Origin of the sequence: Streptomyces boluensis (genome assembly GCF_009908195.1) — a bacterium.
Lineage (GTDB): Bacteria > Actinomycetota > Actinomycetes > Streptomycetales > Streptomycetaceae > Streptomyces > Streptomyces boluensis.
On sequence record NZ_JAAAHS010000030.1, the window covers coordinates 18,386 to 35,768 of the forward strand.

Consider the following 17,383-nt stretch of genomic DNA (forward strand, 5'->3'; position numbering starts at 1 on the left):
CTGGGGAGACGCTGCCTAGCGGCTGGCCGTCCACGCGTAGCGGTGTTCCGGGCGGCCGGTGTCGCCGTACTTGAGGGTGAGGCGGACGCGGCCGCCGCGTTCCAGGAGCTTCAGGTAGCGCTGGGCGGTCTGGCGGCTCAGGCCGGTCCGGTCCGCGAGTTCCTGGGCGGAGAGCGGCCCCTCGGCGGCCATCATGGCGCGCCGCACCAGCTCGACGGTGCTGGGCGAGTGGCCCTTGGGCAGTTCGGGCTCGGGCGTCGAGGAGAGGGCGCCGAAGATCCGGTCCACCTCGGCCTGTTCGGCCTCGCCGCCGCCGTCCAGGGTGCGCCGCAGCCCGGCGTACGCCTCCAGCTTGGCGCGCAGGCCGGCGAAGGTGAACGGCTTCACCAGGTACTGCAGCGCGCCGTGCCGCATCGCCGCCTGCACGGTGGCCACGTCGCGGGCCGCCGTCACCATGATCACGTCGGTCTGGTGGCCGCGTTCCCGCAGCGTACGGACGATGTCGAGGCCTGTGCGGTCGGGCAGATAGTGGTCGAGCAGCACAAGGTCCACGGCCGCGCCCCCGGCGGCCGACTCCTCGATCAGGCGCAGGGCCTCGGTGCCGCTGTGTGCCTGGCCCGCGACGTGGAAGCCGGGGACCTTCGCCACGTAGGCGGCGTTCACCCCGGCGACGCGTACGTCGTCGTCCACGACCAGTACTTCGATCACGCTCATCGGGGCTCCTCCGCGTGGGAGAGGTCGGGTTCGGTCAGGGCCTCGGGCAGGACGACGGTGAACTCGGCGCCGCCGCCCGGGGATTCGCCCGCGCGGGCGGTGCCGCCCTGGCGTTCGGCGAGCCTGCGCACCAGGGCGAGGCCGATGCCGCGCTTGCCGTGCGCGGGCGGTTCCTTCGTGGACCAGCCCTCCGTAAAGATCAACTCGCGCTTCTCCGGGGGGACTCCGGGCCCCGAGTCGCGTACCCGCAACTCGACCGAGCGGACGTCGGCCCGCAGGACCACCTCGACGCAGGCCTGAGCGCTGCCGACGGCTGCGTCCAGGGCGTTGTCGACGAGGTTGCCGACGATGGTGACCAGGCCCTGCGGGTCGATCAGGCGGTCCGGGAGGCGGGTGTCGTCCGAGACCCGCAGCGAGACCCCGCGCTCCGCGGCGACCGCGACCTTGCCGACCAGGAGCGCTGCGACGAGCGGGTCGTGCAGCTTCTCGGTGAGCTGCTCGGCGGTGGCACGGTGGGCGCCCACGGTCTCGCCGACGAAGTCGACCGCGTCGTCGTACATCTCCAGTTCGAGCAGGCCGAGCAGGGTGTGCAGATGGTTGGCGTGCTCGTGGTCCTTGGCGCGCAGGGCGTCGATCAGGCCGCGGGTGGAGTCGAGTTCACGGCCCAGACGTTCCAGTTCCGTACGGTCGCGGAGGGTGGCGACGGCGCCGCCGTCGTCGGTGGGCATCCGGTTGGCGACCAGGACGCGCTGGCCGCGCACCGTCAACAGATCGGTGCCGGTGACCCGGCCCGCGAGCACATCGGTGGTGCGGCCCTCGCCGAGCGCCTCGTCGAGGGGCGCGCCGATCGCCTCGGGGCCGAGCGTGAGCAGTCGCTGCGCCTCGTCGTTGAGGAGGCGGATGCGGCCGTTCCGGTCCAGTGCGACGACGCCTTCGCGGATGCTGTGCAGCATCGCCTCGCGCTCGGCGAGCAGTGCGGAGATATCGGAGAAGGCCAGGTCACGGGTCTGTCGCTGGACCCTGCGGGAGATCAGATAGGCGGCGAGCGCGCCGACGGCCAGGGCCCCGCCCGCGTACGCGAAGAGGCCGGGGATGGCGCGTACGAGCCGGTCCCGGACGCTGTCGTACTCGATGCCGACCGACACCGCGCCGACGATCCGGCCGTTCTCGCCGCGCAGAGGGACCTTGCCGCGGGCGGAGCGACCGAGGGTGCCGTCGTCGATCTCCATGACGTCCCGGCCGGCGAGCGCGTCGCTGGGGTCGGTGGAGACGACCTTGCCGATCTCGGCGGGATTGGCGTGCGACCAGCGCACCCCGTGCTTGTCCATGATCACGATGTACTCGGCGCCGGTCGCCTTGCGGATCCGTTCGGCCTCGGTCTGCACCGGGCCGCCCCGGCTCGGCCGGGTCTCGCTGAGGTCCTCGGCGACCTGCGGCTGCGCGGCTGTGGTCTGGGCGATGGCAAGGGCGCGGCGCATCGCCTGGTCGTCGAGCTGCTCGCTGAGCGGCGCGAGGAACAGGCCGGTGGCGAGCACGGCGACGCCCGCGGCGATGGCCAGCTGCATCAGCAGCACCTGCGAGAACACCCGCCGCGGCAGTCCTATGCGCACCCTGCGCCCGGTGCTCACGGCGTCAGCGGCTCTCGGACGGTGGACAGACCTGGGTACATGAGAGGAAACGGTACGGCGCAAATCGGGTCAGCGGTCAATTACGTTGCCGACGTCACGCGGTCCGGAGGGCTCGGTGGGAGCGGCGGGCGGAGGAGAGGGTTCCGGGCGTACGGCCAGTACGTCCATGCGCGCCGGGGAGGCGAGAGCGGCGCCGCAGCTCTCCGGCCGCGGCGGCAGCGAGGCGCCCTGGGCGACCGTGACGCGCCAACGGCGGCCGTCGGTGTGCGCGACGAGGACGTCCCAGAGCGGGGCGCTCTCCGTGTGCGGGGCGTTCTCCGCGGGCGGCGCGTCCGCTGTGTGCCGCAGGTCCGCTGCGTGCCGCACGTTCTCTGTGTGCAGTACGGAGAGGGTCCCGGCGCGGTCCTCGCCGCTCGCCGTGCGTACCGCGAGTTCCGCGGCCTGCCCGGGACGGTCCCAGGCCGAGCCGCCGCGGCAGCCGTCGACCACCACGCGTCCGGCGCCGGCGGCCGCGAGCACCCGGCGCACCTCGTCGGCGCCGACCCGCCCGTACGCGTAGCCGTACGGCAGGACCAGGAGCGTGGGGGAGAAGCGGTGGCCGCCGAGGTGGGTGACCTCCCAGGCGCCGTGCTCACCGGCGGCGACGAGTTCGGCGGCGAGCGGGCGGCCGAGCAGGGCGCAGCAGCGGTCCCGTTTGCCGTTGGTGCAGACGAGGGCGAGCGGGGTCCCGGAGTGCGGGGCGGCGCCGAGGACCTGGTCGAAGCTGTGGTGGTCGCCCTTGCCGAGGGCGGCGAAGTCGAGGTGCAGCAGCTTGGCGGGGTCGTCGGTGACCGCGCTGTGCAGCCAGGTGCTGGGGGAGCGCGGGTCGACGTGGGCCGCGTAGACGCGGCGGCGTGCGCCGGTGTGGCAGTCGGCGTGCCGGCCGGGGCGGCGGATCAGGGCGACGCGTACGCCGGTGCCCTCGGCCGCGGCTTCCAGGGCCCGGCCGATCTCGGGGTCCAGGTGGCTGGAGGTCAGGGCCTTGGCGCCCCAGGGCCCGGACTGTTCGAGAAGGAGCCAGGTCCTCGCGGTGGCGGCGGTGCCGGCGATCGGCTCGTCCAGGTCCCGCGAGGCGGTCGCGCACGTACTCACGTAGGTGAGCCTAGCCTGCATTGGGGTGGGGGGTGCTGGTGCGTGTGTGTGGGGGACACGGATCTCGACGGGCAGGTCCGCGACGCGCAGGCCTCGACGGGCAGGTCCGCGACGCGGTTGCTGTGTTCATGAACGTCGCGGCGGCTGGGGTCGTCGACCCGTTCGCTGGAACGGGTCGACGCGGAAGGCTCCGAGGGTCGGCCGGACGGTCCCCGTCCGGCCGCCGGGGTGGCGTCAGGCGTCCGGGATGTCTGCCTTGGCGCGGATCAGCGTCTCCCGGCTGATCACGACAATGCGCTCGTAGTCCGCCCTGGCGGCGTCGGGCGGGAGTTCGCTGTCGAGCTGCTCTGTGGCCTCGGTGCCGATCACGGCGAAGTTGCCGTCGCTCAGTTCGAAGAGATCGGGGCAGGTCTGGCCGGTCGCGCTGCCGCGTTCGCGGGGTGACGCGCCGATGCGGCGCACGATCTTCAAGAGGGATCCCGGTCCTTGAGGGCAGTAGTGGCGAGGCTGGCAGCGCGGGGTCGTGCTCTGCGGGGGCACCCTGGTCTGGGCGGAAGAGACTCCGTTTTGGGAGGTTTTGCACGTACTTGTGTAACCGCGGAAAGGGTACCCCTCGGCGGCCGCCTGAACAGCCCTCGAACGCCGCCTCGATGGCGCTCAACTTAGCCCAACTGGCCTCACCTGATGGGCGGTTCGCCGACAACCCACCACTCATCGGTCTCCGCGTCGTCGAGTTCGCGGATGAGCTCGTCGACCATGCGGCCGATCTCTGCCTCCTGCGATGTATCCGGAAGGCTCGCCCGGTGCGGTTTGGTGGCTGCCCAGTAGTCGCGGAACGGGGCGTTCTGGCACATCACCCGAAGGTGTCCATGGAGTTCGAGCAGATTCATGGCGCCGGCCCGATGGGCGTGCACGGCGTTGATGTAGAGCGCGTTCGCGAACAAATACTGACGCCGGACCTCCGGACCCACCTCCTCCTCGTACGTGTCCAGGACGGCGGCCAGTGTGGGGTCGTCCATGGCTTTGCAGAGGAGGTCGAAGTGGAGTCGGTGTTGGTGGTTGAGCGCTCCCTGGCGGTGCTGCTGTTGCACCAGGGAGGTGTACGCGCGTAGCTGTGCGCTCAGTGACTCGCACTTGCGTTGCTGTGCGGCGAACAGCAGGGCGGCGCCGGCCGCGGCGGCCAGGGATGCCGTGGCGGAACCGATGCGGTGCTTACAGGTCTTGGGTGTGGCCATGTCAACCCCCGAGTCAGACGACCGTCCGCCGGCCGTCGGGTGCGGGGTGACGGGGGAGCGGGACCAGCGAGCGGTGGGCGGCGCGCTTGCCGCCTCCCAGGGTGCCGAGCGGCGCTGATCGGCAGGAGGCGGAGAGGAGGCGCACGGAGGTATGCGGATGTCTTAACAACCGGCGCCGTGCACAATGTGTGCCCCGCGCGCGCTGCTAACAATCGTTCACTCCGGGACCCGGATGCGCCCTGTCGTGGCTTGTGCGCCACTCGACGGCGCACAAGGGGGCGCACTTATCCTGGCCGGGACCAGACGGTTCCGTACGAAAGGCGCAGTGTGAGCAAGCGGCAGATCCCCGTCGTCGTCCTCGCGGGGTTTCTGGGGTCCGGTAAGACGACCCTCCTGAACCAACTGCTCCGCTTCAGCGGCGGCAACCGTATCGGCGTCGTCGTCAATGACTTCGGGGCGATCGAGATCGACGCCATGTCCGTTGCGGGGCAGGTCGGTTCGACCGTCTCGCTCGGCAACGGCTGCCTCTGCTGCGCCGTCGACGGCAGCGAACTCGACGCGTATCTGGAGAAGCTCACCCGCCCCTCCGTCGGCCTCGACGTGATCGTGATCGAGGCGAGCGGCCTGGCCGAGCCGCAGGAGCTGGTGCGGATGCTGCTCGGCAGCGACAACCCGAACATCGTGTACGGCGGGCTCGTCGAGGTCGTCGACGCCGCCGAGTTCGACACCACCAGGGAACGGCACCCCGAGATCGCGCGGCATCTCGCCCTCGCCGACCTCGTGGTGCTCAACAAGACCGACCGGGTCGAGCCGGACGAGCTGCGTCAACTGCGCGCCGCCGTGGGCGCGTTCGCCGACGGGGCGGCCGTTGTGCCCTCGACGTACGGCCGTATCGACCCGGAACTCCTCTTCGACGGCAAGCCGAAGGGGGAGCGCTTCGGGCAGCTGTCCTTCGACGACCTGCACGACCGCGACGGTGGCGACGAGGGCGCGCATCTGCATGCCGCGTACGACAGCCTCTCGTTCACCTCGGACGTCGCCCTGCACCCGCGTCGGCTGCTCGACTTCCTCGATGAGCGGCCCCAAGGGCTCTACCGCATCAAGGGATTTGTCGACTTCGGCGCGTACGACCCGCGCAACCGCTACACGCTGCACGCCGTCGGCCGCTTCCTGCGCTTCCGCCCGGAGCCGTGGCCCGCAGGCGCCGAGCGGCTCACCCAGCTCGTACTGATCGGCTCCGGGGTGGACGGCGACGGGCTGCACCGGGCCCTGAGCCACTGCCGGGACGACGAACCGCAGGACGCCGGCCTCGAAGAGGTCATGTGGGGCGTCCTGCGGTACGTGGACGAACGCGAGCCCGAGCCCGCGGTGGAGTAGGCACTCGGGCCTACAAGGGGCCTACAACGGGCCCGCCACCGCGGCCACAGGCTTCGCGAGCGAGACACCCGAGCCGTCCCGGCGCGGGTCGATCTCCGGGAGCTCGGCCGGGGTGCCGTTGCGCTGCGCCGCGCGTGCGGGCACCGCGCCCGCCCAGGCGAAGGACAGGCAGTCCTCGCCCTTGAGGAACCGCTGGCAGCGCACACCGCCGGTGGCCCGGCCCTTGCGCGGGTACTGGTCGAACGGGGTGATCTTCGCCGTGGTCTGCACCGAGTCGTCCAGGGTGCCGCGCGAGCCCGCCACCGTGAACACCATCGCGTCGGCCGCCGGATCCACCGCCGTGAACGAGATGACCTTCGCGCCCTGGGTGAGCTTGATGCCCGCCATGCCGCCCGCCGGACGGCCCTGCGGACGCACCTGCGAGGCCTGGTAGCGCAGCAGTTGGGCGTCGTCCGTGACGAAGACCAGGTCCTCCTCGCCGGTGCGCAGCTCTACCGCGCCGACGATACGGTCACCGTCCTTCAGCGTGATGACCTCCAACTCGTCCCGGTGGGACGGGTAGTCGGGCACCACTCGCTTGACCACGCCCTGCGCCGTACCGAGCGCGAGGCCCGGCGAGGACTCGTCGAGCGTCATCAGGCAGACCAGCTCCTCGTCCGCCTCCAGGCTCAGGAACTCCGCGACGGGCGCGCCGCCCGAGAGCGTGGGCGCGGCCACCGTGTCCGGAAGCCGGGGCAGGTCGATGACGCTGAGCCGGAGCAGCCGGCCCGAGGAGAGCACCGCGCCGACCTCGCCGCGCTGGGTCGCGGACACCGTGGAGACGATCACGTCGTGCTTGGCGCGCTTCGCGTCCTCGTCGAACGGCACCTCGCCGCCGGCCGTACGCGCGAGGAGGCCGGTCGAGGAGAGCAGCACCTTGCACGGGTCGTCGGCGACCTCGAGGGGCACCGCCGTCGCGGGCGCGCCCGAGGACTCAAGGAGCACCGTGCGCCGGTCGGTGCCGAACTTCTTGGCCACAGCGGCCAGTTCGGCCGAGACCAGCTTGCGCAGCTCGGTGTCCGAATCGAGGATGCGGGTCAGCTCCTCGATCTCGGCGTTCAGCTTGTCGCGCTCCGACTCCAGCTCGATCCGGTCGAACTTGGTGAGGCGGCGCAGCGGGGTGTCCAGGATGTACTGCGTCTGGATCTCGCTCAGCGAGAAGCGCTCCATCAGGCGCTCCTTGGCCTGCGCGGAGTTCTCGCTGGAGCGGATGAGGCGGATCACCTCGTCGATGTCGAGCAGCGCGACGAGCAGGCCCTCCACCAGGTGGAGGCGGGCGCGCTTCTTGCTGCGGCGGAACTCGCTGCGGCGGCGCACCACGGTGAAGCGGTGGTCGAGGTAGACCTCGAGGAGCTCCTTCAGGCCGAGCGTGAGCGGCTGGCCGTCCACCAGCGCGACGTTGTTGATGCCGAAGGACTCCTCCATCGGCGTCAGTTTGTAGAGCTGTTCAAGGACGGCCTCGGGGATGAAGCCGTTCTTGACCTCGATGACCAGGCGCAGGCCGTGGTTGCGGTCGGTGAGGTCCTTGACGTCGGCGATGCCCTGGAGCTTCTTGTTGCCGACCAGGTCCTTGATCTTCGAGATGACCTTCTCGGGGCCGACGGTGAAGGGCAGTTCGGTGACGATCAGGCCCTTGCGGCGGGGCGTCACGTTCTCCACGGCGACCGTCGCGCGGATCTTGAAGGTGCCGCGGCCCGATTCGTACGCGTCCCGGATGCCGGAGAGGCCCACGACCCGTCCGCCCGTGGGGAGATCGGGTCCCGGGACGAACTTCATCAGCGTCTCGAGGTCGGCGGCCGGGTGCTTGATGAGGTGCCGGGCGGCCGCGACGACCTCGCCGAGGTTGTGCGGCGGCATGTTCGTCGCCATGCCTACGGCGATGCCCGACGAGCCGTTCACCAGCAGGTTCGGATACGCCGCGGGGAGCGCGACCGGCTCCTGCTCCTGGCCGTCGTAGTTCGGGGAGAAGTCGACCGTGTCCTCGTCGATCGACTCCGTCATCAGCGAGGTGGCGGTCGCCATCCGCGCCTCGGTGTACCGCATCGCGGCGGGCGGGTCGTCGTTGCCCAGCGAGCCGAAGTTGCCGTGGCCGTCGACGAGCGGCACGCGCATGGAGAACGGCTGCGCCATGCGGACCATCGCGTCGTAGATCGACGCGTCGCCGTGCGGGTGCAACTTACCCATGACCTCGCCGACGACGCGGGCGCACTTCACGAAGCCGCGGTCGGGCCTGAGGCCCATCTCGTTCATCTGGTAGACGATGCGGCGCTGCACCGGCTTCAGTCCGTCGCGGGCGTCGGGCAGGGCCCGGGAGTAGATGACCGAATAGGCGTACTCGAGGAAGGAGCCCTGCATCTCGTCGACGACGTCGATGTCGAGGATCTTCTCCTCGTACGCGTCGTCGGGCGGCGGGGTCTTCGTGCTGCGGCGGGCCATCGCTGCTGCGGCTCCTTCACGTTCCTGTGCGGGGCAATCTCCAGTTCTGACGCGGACCATTGTGGACCGCGCCACTGACAACGCGGACCGCGACCCGTCCGATCGGCCTTCAGGGGCACGTATCCAGGATCGCCCTCAGCGAACTCCGCGTACCGGAACGCCCCGTTGTGACCGTTGCGGCACCACGAGATCGGGTGGGTTTGGCCGTGCCGGGAACTTCGCCAGATGTCCGCGCGCTTGCATACAGTGACAGGGCTGCCTCGGCGACCGCGTCGACGACCGTCATCCGGCACGTCACCGCACGCCGACGACAGGTCATCCCAGCACGACATCTCGCGATCGAAGGGACTTACATGCCCATGGGTCACACGGCCACGGCCGAGGCCGGCTCCGGCGGCCTGACAGCGACCGAGCACCGCCTCGCCAACGGCCTGCGCGTGGTGCTCTCGGAGGACCACCTGACCCCGGTCGCCGCGGTCTGCCTCTGGTACGACGTCGGCTCGCGGCACGAGGTCGAGGGCCGCACGGGTCTGGCCCACCTCTTCGAGCACCTGATGTTCCAGGGCTCCGCCCAGGTCAAGGACAACGGCCACTTCGAGCTGGTGCAGGGAGCGGGTGGCTCGCTCAACGGCACCACCAGCTTCGAGCGGACCAACTACTTCGAGACGATGCCCACCCACCAGCTGGAGCTCGCCCTCTGGCTGGAGGCGGACCGTATGGGCTCGCTGCTCACGGCCCTCGACGACGAGTCGATGGAGAACCAGCGCAACGTCGTCAAGAACGAACGCCGCCAGCGCTACGACAACGTCCCCTACGGCACCGCCTTCGAGCGGCTGTTCGCGCTCGCGTACCCGGAGGGCCACCCGTACCACCACACGCCGATCGGCTCCATGGCGGACCTGGACGCGGCCACCCTGGAAGACGCCCGCGCCTTCTTCCGTACGTACTACGCGCCGAACAACGCGGTCATCTCGGTCGTCGGCGACATCGACCCCGAGCAGACCCTCGCCTGGATCGAGAAGTACTTCGGCTCCATCCCCGGGCACGACGGCAAGCAGCCCCCGCGTGACGGCACGCTGCCCGACATCATCGGCGAGGAGCTGCGCGAGCTCGTCGAGGCCGAGGTGCCGTCGCGCGCGCTGATGGCCGGGTACCGCCTTCCGCAGGACGGCACGCGCGCGTGCGACGCGGCCGACGTGGCCCTGACCATCCTCGGCGGCGGCGAGTCCTCGCGGCTCTACAACCGCCTGGTGCGCCGCGACCGTACGGCTGTCGCGGCCGGGTTCGGGCTGCTGCGCCTCGCCGGGGCGCCGTCGATCGGCTGGCTCGACGTGAAGACCTCGCACGACGCCGAGGTGCCCACCATCGAGGCCGCCGTCGACGAGGAGCTCGCCCGGTTCGCCGAGGAGGGCCCCACGGACGAGGAAATGGAGCGCGCCCAGGCCCAGTTGGAGCGCGAGTGGCTCGACCGCCTCGGCACGGTCGCGGGGCGTGCGGACGAACTGTGCAAGTACGCCGTCCTGTTCGGTGACCCGCAGCTCGCCCTGAGCGCCGTCGGCCGGGTCCTCGCCGTCACCGCGGACGAGGTCAAGGAGGTCGCCAAGGCCCGACTGCGCCCCGACAACCGCGCGGTGCTGGTCTACGAGCCGATCGCCCCGGAAGAGGCGCCGGACGCCCCGGAGATCGATGTGCACGAGGCCGCCGAGATCGAAGTTCAGGAAGAGGAGGCGGCGAAGTGACCGAGCAGCTCGCCACCATGGAGTTCCACCCCCAGCCGCAGGCGGGCGACGCCAAGCCCTGGGCGTTCCCCGCCCCGGACCGCGGCACCCTGCCCAACGGCCTGACGGTGCTCCGCTGCCACCGCCCGGGCCAGCAGATCGTCGCCGTGGAGATCAACCTCGAGGCGCCCCTTGACGCCGAGCCCGAGGGCCTCGACGGCGTCGCCACGATCATGGCGCGGGCCTTCACGGAGGGCACCGACAAGCACTCCGCCGAGGAGTTCGCGGCTGAACTGGAGCGCTGCGGCGCCACGTTGGACGCGCACGCCGACCACCCGGGCGTCCGCGTGGCCCTCGAAGTGCCGGTCTCCCGGCTGCCGAAGGGCCTCGCGCTGCTCGCCGACGCGCTGCGCGCCCCGGCCTTCGACGACAGCGAGATCAAGCGGCTCGTACGCAACCGCCTGGACGAGATCCCGCACGAGATGGCCAACCCGGCCCGCCGTGCGGCCAAGGAGCTCTCCCGGCAGCTGTTCCCGGCCGACGTGCGCATGTCGCGCCCGCGCCAGGGCACCGAGGACACCGTGGAGCGCATCGACTCCACGGCGGTGCGCGCGTTCTACGACGCGCATGTGCGCCCCGCCACCGCGACCGTCGTGATCGTCGGTGACCTGGACGGCACGGACGTGGATGCGCTGCTCGCCGACACCCTGGGCGAGTGGACCGGCGACACCGCGCAGCCCCGCCCGGCCGCGCCGATCACCGCCGACGACACCGGCCGTGTCGTCATCGTCGACCGCCCCGGTGCCGTGCAGACGCAGCTGCTCATCGGCCGCGTCGGGCCCGACCGGCACGACCGGGTCTGGCCGGCCCAGGTGCTCGGCAGCTACTGCCTGGGCGGCACTCTGACGTCCCGTCTGGACCGGGTCCTGCGCGAGGAGAAGGGCTACACGTACGGCGTGCGGTCCTTCGCGCAGGTGCTGCGGTCCTCGGCGGACGGCAGCGGCGCGTCCATGCTCGCCATCAGCGGCTCGGTCGACACCCCCAACACCGGTCCGGCACTTGACGACCTGTGGACGGTGCTGCGGACCCTCGCCGCGGAGGGCCTCACGGACCCCGAGCGCGATGTCGCCGTGCAGAACCTCGTGGGTGTGGCCCCGCTGCGCTACGAGACGGCCGCCGCCGTCGCGGGCACCCTCGCCGACCAGGTCGAGCAGCACCTGCCGGACGACTTCCAGGGGGAGTTGTACAAGCGCCTGGCCGAGACCGGCACTGTGGAGGCCACCGCGGCCGCCGTGAGCGCCTTCCCGCAGGACCGCCTCGTCACGGTCCTGGTGGGCGACGCGGCGGAGATCGCCGAGCCCGTCAAGGCGCTCGGCATCGGCGAAGTGACGGTTGTCACCGCCTAGTCGGGCCGCCGCGGTGACGTGGTGACGCGGTGACGTGGTGACGCGGTGACGCGGTGAGGAACTCCGGGACCCCGGTGGCGCTGGTGCGCCGCCGGGGTCCCGTCGTTCCGGGCAAATCAGTCGATGTCCGTTTGAGGGTGAAATTTCAGAGAGGTTGGGGATCTGGGCTGTGGCGTGCGCTACAAACCCCGTGATCCGTTTGTTGATTGAACAATGTCCCGTTTAGCGTCGGTCCGGCTGTTCGCCAGCTATGCGCCGCGCCCGCGGCAACGAACAGTCATCGCCGAGTCCCCCACGGCGCGAGCCAGGGGAGCCGGGGACCCACACGCAGTCCCTGGGGTGAATCGGACGCCCTCCGTAACGGAGGGGGCCCGTAGGAGACCTTCCTGCTCCGAACCCGTCAGCTAACCCGGTAGGCGAGAGGGAAGGAAAGGACACCGCCACTTCATGGCCTTCGCCCGTGCCACCGGGAAGCATCGCCGTCCCAGTCGTCTGACGCGCAAGAGCGCCAACATCGCGGGCGTAGCCGCCCTCGCGACGACCGGCGTCATCGGCACCCTCGCCTCGCCCGCGCTCGCCGCGGAGACCACCTCACCCGAGGACACCGGCCTCACCCAGGCCGTCTCCGTCGGCGACTCGCTCGCCGACCAGATCGACGCCCAGGCCGAGGCGCAGCAGGCGGCCGCCGAGCAGGCCGCCGCCAAGAAGAAGGCCGAGGAGAAGGCCGAGGCCGAGGCCAAGCGCAAGGCCGCCGAGGCCAAGAAGAAGGCTGAGGAGAAGGCCAAGAAGGAGCGCGAGGCCAAGGAGCGCGCGGCCCGCGAGGCCGAGCGCAAGCGCCTCAACAGCTTCCAGCTGCCGATCCCCGGCTCGTACGTCTCCACCGGCTACAACACCGGCGGCTCGCTCTGGTCCTCCGGCAGCCACAGCGGCGTCGACTTCCACGCCGCCTCCGGCACCGCCGTGCACGCGGTCGGCTCCGGCACGGTCGTCGAGGCCGGCTGGGGCGGCGCGTACGGCAACAACATCGTGATCAAGATGAACGACGGCACGTACACCCAGTACGGCCACCTCTCGTCCATCGGCGTCACCGTCGGCCAGTCCGTCACGCCGGGCCAGCAGATAGGCCTGTCCGGCTCGACCGGCAACTCCACGGGCCCGCACCTGCACTTCGAGGCCCGTACGTCCCCCGACTACGGCTCGGACATCGACCCCGTCGCGTACCTGCGCGGCCACGGCGTGAACGTCTGACGCGACCGTCGCACCCGCTTCCCGAAGGCCCCGGCACCTGCCGGGGCCTTCGGCGTTCCCGGCACCGAGACCGGCGTCGGCACCGAGACCGGCATCGACACCGAGTTCGGCATCGACACCGAGTTCGGCATCGGTGCCGAGATCGGCATCGGCATCCGCATCGGGAACGGAATCGGCCAGAAGATATCCATGGATTCCCGCCATCCATCGGAAATTCGCGTGTGCTGCAATAGAGTCGCTGAGCGAGCGTAGTGAGAGAAGCGCGAGCGAGACCGCGTTCCCGGCGATGCGGTGCATATTCAAATGGTGGAGGTCGGTCATGCGCATTCCGGCGCACACGGTATGCACGGCGATCCGGGACGACATCGTCGCCGGTGTCTTCGGGCGCGGCAGCCGCCTCACGGAAGAGGTCCTCGCGCGGCGGTACGGAGTCTCCCGGGTCCCGGTCCGCGAGGCCCTGCGCACCCTGGAGGCCGAGGGCTTCGTCAGTACCCGACGCCACGCGGGCGCGTGCGTGGCGGAGCCCACGGCGCAGGAGGCCGCCGACCTCCTGGAGGTCCGGCTGCTGCTCGAACCGCTCGGCGCGGCCCGTGCGGCGCAGCGCCGCACCGAGGCTCACCTCAAGGTGCTGCGAGGCCTGGTTCGGCTCGGCCAGGAGCGCGCCCGTACGGGACACAGCGACGACCTGCGCTCCTTGGGCGGCTGGTTCCACGAGACGCTCGCGCAGGCCTCGGGCAGCGCGGGCCTGACCGCCCTGCTGACCCAGCTGCGCCACAAGATCGCCTGGATGTACGCGGTCGAGCCGGCGGCCAGGCCCGTCGAGCACTGGGCCGAACACGGCGCGATCGTCGACGCGGTGGCGCGCGGCGACGCCGAGCGCGCCCGCTCGCTCACCGCGCAGCACGCCGAACGCTCGACGGCCGACCATCGCCTCCGCTTTCCCGGGGACGGTGACCGGGCGGGCCGGGTGATCGCGGTGAGGAGTTCGCAACATTCCGTAAACATGGCGCGCGGCCGTAATTAACAGAGGCCGTATACAAAGAGGGTATTCGGTGGGGCGGTGGAATTCCGCTGCCCAATTTCCGGAAGTCCGGACCGGCGGACGTAATTCCCGGAGATGAATTTCGCGTGCGTGGCGCCGAAGGGTGGCCGCTCGTAAAAATCCGCGCACTGAATCCTCGTACCGAATCCGCGCACCGGATCCTCGACGCGTGCGAAAAGACGGATGCCCCGCAGGCCGGGGGGCCTGCGGGGCATCGCAGCGGTGGTGCGCCTGACCGGGTCAGGCGGGAGCCGGAGCTCAGACGGTCTCGGGGAGCTCCTCGAGACCGTCGGCGACCAGCTTCGCCAGCCGGTCGAGGGCGGTGTCCGCGCCGTCGGCCTCGGACGCGAGCACGATCTCCTCGCCGCCCTGAGCGCCCAGGCCGAGCACCGCGAGCATGGAGGCGGCGTTGACCGGGTTGCCGTCAGCCTTGGCGATCGTCACGGGGACGCCCGCGGCGGTGGCCGCGCGGACGAAGATGGAGGCGGGACGGGCGTGAAGGCCCTCGGCCCAGCCGACGTTGACGCGGCGCTCAGCCATGTGATGCTGCCCTTCGGTTTCCACTCAAGCTGTTGTCTAGACCACTGTCTCACACCGAGGCGGGTGCTCCGGCGAGCCGTTCGTCCTCGGCCGCAGCGCCCTTCGGCCCCCCACCTTGCTACGCGTGCGGCGGCGACGCTACCCGTACTCGGTGGGTGAGATGACGGGTGGAGGCGCGCGTTCCGCCCTTGTCCACGGGCCCTGCCGAAGGACGTCCACCGGCCCTGCCGAAGGTTGTCCACAGGCCCTGTCCAAGACGCTCGTTCCCCGTACTCTGGGCCGCATGCAGACCCCCGCGGAAGATGCGGCCTACCCCGCCCACTGGGAGGCCGACGTGGTGCTGCGCGACGGCGGCACCGCGCGGATCAGGCCCATCACGACCGAGGACGCCGACCGCCTGGTCAGCTTCTATGAGCAGGTCTCCGACGAGTCGAAGTACTACCGCTTCTTCGCGCCCTACCCCCGCCTGTCCGACAAGGACGTGCACCGCTTCACCCACCACGACTACGTGGACCGGGTCGGCCTCGCGGTCACCGTCGGCGGCGAGTTCATCGCGACGGTCCGGTTCGACCGCATCGACGCCGACGGGCGCCCCGCCTCGGCGCCCGCCGACGAGGCCGAGGTCGCCTTCCTCGTGCAGGACGCCCACCAGGGCCGCGGTGTCGCCTCGGCGCTGCTCGAACACATCGCGGCGGTCGCCCGCGAGCGCGGGATCCGCCGCTTCGCCGCCGAGGTGCTGCCCGCCAACAACAAAATGATCAAGGTCTTCCGGGACGCCGGGTACGAACAGAAGCGCAGCTTCGAGGACGGCGTCGTCCGCCTGGAGTTCGACCTCGAACCGACTGAGGCCTCCCTCGCCGTGCAGCGCGGCCGCGAGCAGCGCGCCGAGTCGCGCTCCGTGCAGCGGCTGCTCACCCCGGGATCGGTCGCCGTCATCGGCACCGGACGCCGCCCCGGCGGCATCGGCCGGACCGTCCTGCACAGCCTCGTGCACTCCGGCTTCACCGGCCGGGCGTACGCGGTGAACAGCGCCTTCGGCCCGGAGCAGACCGAGGTCGACGGGGTGCCCGCACACCGTTCCGTGCGCGAGATCGACGAGCCGGTCGACCTCGCGGTCGTCGCGGTGCCCGCGGAGCACGTCCCTGAGGTCGTCGCCGAGTGCGGCGAGCACGGCGTGCGGGGCCTGGTCGTACTCTCCGCCGGGTACGCCGAATCGGGGGACGAAGGGCTGGCCCGGCAGCGGGAGTTGGTGCGCCAGGCCCGTTCGTACGGCATGCGGATCATCGGGCCCAACGCCTTCGGCGTCATCAACACCGCACCGGGCACCCGGCTCAACGCCTCGCTCGCCCCGACCCTGCCCGCGGCCGGACGGGTCGGCCTGTTCACCCAGTCCGGCGCCATCGGCATCGCCCTGCTCGCCGGACTCCACCGGCGCCGCACGGGCCTGTCGACCTTCGTCAGCGCGGGCAACCGCGCGGACGTGTCGGGGAACGACGTCCTGCAGTACTGGTACGACGACCCGGACACCGACGTCGCCCTCATGTACCTCGAATCCATCGGCAACCCACGGAAGTTCACCCGCCTCGCCCGCCGCACCGCCGCCGTCAAGCCGGTCGTCGTGGTCAAGGGCGCCCGGCACTCCGGCGCCCCGATCGGGCATGCCGTGCCCGCGACCCGGATCCCGCACGAGACGGTCTCCGCGCTGCTGCGCCAGGCCGGGGTGATCCGCGTCGACACCGTCACCGAACTGGTCGACGCGGGGCTGCTGCTCGCCGGACAGCCGCTGCCCGCCGGGCCGCGCGTGGCGATCCTCGGCAACTCCGAGTCGGTCGGCGTCCTCACGTACGACGCCTGCCTCGCGGAGGGCCTGCGGCCGCAGCGCCCGGTCGACCTGACCACCATGGCCACCCCGGACGACTTCCGCGGAGCGCTCGGCGCCGCGCTCGACGACGAGGGCTGCGACGCGGTCGTGGTCACCGCGATCCCCTGGGTGGGCGGCGACGGCGCACCCCAGTCCCCGTCGGCGCTCGCCGACGCGCTGCGCGAAGCGGTCGCGAACGGACCCGCGAAACCCGTCGCCGTGGTCGTGGTCGAGCTGGGCGAACTGGCGGAGGCGCTCTCGGCGGCATCCCGCACGGCACCTTCCGTACGGGCCCAGGCCCCCGACGGGCCGCCGACACCGAGCGCGGCTTCGACCTCGCCCCCGACGACGCGCACGAACTGCTGCGGCGGTACGGCATCCGCGTCCACCGCACGCTGCCCGCGCCCGACCCGGACGCCGCCGTGCGGGCCGCCCGCGAGCTCGGGTACCCGGTCGCCCTGAAGACCACCGCACCGCACCTGCGCCACCGCGCCGACCTGGGCGGGGTCCGCCTCGACCTGGCGGGGGAGGAGCAACTGCGCGCCGCCTACGCCGAGTTGACCGAGAACCTCGGCAAGCCCGCCGAGCTGCGGCCGGTCGTGCAGTCGATGGTGCCGCGCGGCGTGGACACCGTCGTACGCGCCACCATCGACCCGGCGGCAGGCGCGGTCCTCTCCTTCGGCCTCGCCGGAGCGCCCTCCGAACTGCTCGGCGACACCGCGCACCGGCTCGTCCCGGTGACCGACCGGGACGCCGCCTCCGTCATCAGATCGATCAGGACCGCACCGCTCCTCTTCGGCTGGCGCGGCTCCTCGCCGGTGGACACCGCCTCCCTGGAGGACGTGCTGCTACGCGTCTCGCGCCTCGTCGACGATCACCCCGAGGTCGTCTCGGTCGCGCTCGAACCCGTGATCGTCGGACAGCATGGCGTATCGGTGCTGAGCGCCGCCGTCCGCCTGGCCCCGCCACCCGCCCGCACCGACATCGGCCCGCGCACCCTCCCCCGTC

Annotated in this window: 12 protein-coding genes, 1 pseudogene and 1 riboswitch; of the genes and pseudogenes, 6 read left to right on the top strand and 7 right to left on the bottom strand. The window is 71.4% G+C overall.

What is annotated here, in order from left to right; translation table 11 throughout:
- Window positions 1-15: 15 nt before the first annotated feature.
- The 5 genes from GUY60_RS06785 to GUY60_RS06805 form a co-directional block, all read right to left on the bottom strand.
- Window positions 16-708 (bottom strand): response regulator, encoded by a 693-nt coding sequence (locus GUY60_RS06785; protein WP_161694848.1) that lies wholly within the window; start codon window positions 706-708, stop codon window positions 16-18.
- Window positions 709-710: 2 nt separating this feature from the next.
- Window positions 711-2,279, bottom strand: coding sequence for an ATP-binding protein (locus GUY60_RS06790; RefSeq protein WP_161694850.1), 1,569 nt, complete (start codon window positions 2,277-2,279; stop codon window positions 711-713).
- Between the two features lie 132 nt (window positions 2,280-2,411).
- Window positions 2,412-3,473: a ferredoxin family protein gene (locus tag GUY60_RS06795; protein WP_161694828.1), complete on the bottom strand. Its 1,062-nt coding sequence runs from the start codon at window positions 3,471-3,473 to the stop codon at window positions 2,412-2,414.
- A gap of 234 nt (window positions 3,474-3,707) precedes the next feature.
- Window positions 3,708-3,944, bottom strand: a complete 237-nt coding sequence (locus GUY60_RS06800; protein ID WP_161694830.1) for a hypothetical protein — start codon at window positions 3,942-3,944, stop codon at window positions 3,708-3,710.
- Window positions 3,945-4,150: 206 nt separating this feature from the next.
- Window positions 4,151-4,708, bottom strand: coding sequence for a DUF6082 family protein (locus GUY60_RS06805; protein WP_161694832.1), 558 nt, complete (start codon window positions 4,706-4,708; stop codon window positions 4,151-4,153).
- A 327-nt stretch (window positions 4,709-5,035) separates the two neighbouring features.
- Here GUY60_RS06805 and GUY60_RS06810 point away from each other — a divergent pair, with 327 nt between their 5' ends.
- The gene (locus tag GUY60_RS06810) at window positions 5,036-6,085 is read left to right on the top strand and encodes a CobW family GTP-binding protein (protein WP_161694834.1); all 1,050 of its coding nucleotides are present in this window, start codon (window positions 5,036-5,038) and stop codon (window positions 6,083-6,085) included.
- A 21-nt stretch (window positions 6,086-6,106) separates the two neighbouring features.
- On the opposite strand, the gene GUY60_RS06815 is transcribed toward GUY60_RS06810, so the two are convergent.
- On the bottom strand, window positions 6,107-8,560 hold the full coding sequence (locus GUY60_RS06815; protein WP_161694836.1) for a DNA gyrase/topoisomerase IV subunit A: 2,454 nt from the start codon (window positions 8,558-8,560) through the stop codon (window positions 6,107-6,109).
- A 359-nt stretch (window positions 8,561-8,919) separates the two neighbouring features.
- On the opposite strand from GUY60_RS06815, the gene GUY60_RS06820 reads away from it, so the two are divergent.
- The 4 genes from GUY60_RS06820 to GUY60_RS06835 all read left to right on the top strand — a co-directional run bounded on the left by GUY60_RS06820 (window position 8,920) and on the right by GUY60_RS06835 (window position 13,956).
- Window positions 8,920-10,299 carry a M16 family metallopeptidase gene (locus tag GUY60_RS06820; RefSeq protein ID WP_187369953.1) on the top strand — a complete coding sequence of 460 codons (1,380 nt, stop codon included), beginning with the start codon at window positions 8,920-8,922 and terminating at the stop codon, window positions 10,297-10,299.
- Window positions 10,300-10,316: 17 nt separating this feature from the next.
- The gene (locus GUY60_RS06825; protein ID WP_161694852.1) at window positions 10,317-11,684 is read left to right on the top strand and encodes a M16 family metallopeptidase; all 1,368 of its coding nucleotides are present in this window, start codon (window positions 10,317-10,319) and stop codon (window positions 11,682-11,684) included.
- Between the two features lie 271 nt (window positions 11,685-11,955).
- A riboswitch (cyclic di-AMP (ydaO/yuaA leader) is annotated at window positions 11,956-12,118 on the top strand.
- 13 nt (window positions 12,119-12,131) lie between these two features.
- Window positions 12,132-12,932, top strand: a complete 801-nt coding sequence (locus GUY60_RS06830; protein ID WP_161694840.1) for a M23 family metallopeptidase — start codon at window positions 12,132-12,134, stop codon at window positions 12,930-12,932.
- A 319-nt stretch (window positions 12,933-13,251) separates the two neighbouring features.
- A complete protein-coding gene (locus tag GUY60_RS06835) occupies window positions 13,252-13,956 on the top strand; it encodes a GntR family transcriptional regulator (RefSeq protein WP_161694842.1) in 705 nt (234 codons plus the stop codon).
- A 276-nt stretch (window positions 13,957-14,232) separates the two neighbouring features.
- Here the strand turns inward: GUY60_RS06835 and GUY60_RS06840 are convergent, their stop codons facing one another.
- Complete coding sequence (locus GUY60_RS06840) at window positions 14,233-14,514, bottom strand: HPr family phosphocarrier protein (protein WP_161694844.1); 282 nt, start codon at window positions 14,512-14,514, stop codon at window positions 14,233-14,235.
- 283 nt (window positions 14,515-14,797) lie between these two features.
- On the opposite strand from GUY60_RS06840, the pseudogene GUY60_RS06845 reads away from it, so the two are divergent.
- Window positions 14,798-17,383, top strand: a pseudogene (locus GUY60_RS06845) (bifunctional acetate--CoA ligase family protein/GNAT family N-acetyltransferase); the annotation flags it as partial.